Raw genomic sequence first — 277 nt, 5'->3', positions numbered from 1 at the left:
CGATGGTGTGTTCTGGCGCACACCGGATACACCAGAGAACGATGCAGCCTTCCCCCGCCAGACACATGCCGGGAACCCGGCGCTCTACCCGCAGGTCAAAATGGTCTGCCAGATGGAACTGACCAGCCATCTGCTGACGGCTGCAGCCTTCGGCACGATGAAGAACAGCGAAAATGAGCTTGCTGAGCAACTTATAGAACAAACCGGCGATAACACTCTGACGTTAATGGATAAAGGTTATTACTCACTGGGACTGTTAAATGCCTGGAGCCTGGCG

At 54.5% G+C, this 277-nt stretch carries 1 protein-coding gene; it reads left to right on the top strand.

Annotated features, from left to right (window positions below; translation table 11 throughout):
• A partial coding sequence (locus tag SB660_RS20170) for a transposase (RefSeq protein ID WP_410584076.1) occupies positions 1 to 277 on the top strand: 277 nt, incomplete at both ends.

Source organism: Bacillus sp. SIMBA_005, from assembly GCF_046535585.1.
Taxonomy (GTDB): domain Bacteria; phylum Bacillota; class Bacilli; order Bacillales; family Bacillaceae; genus Bacillus; species Bacillus pumilus.
This window is presented reverse-complemented; position numbering and strand designations above follow the sequence as displayed.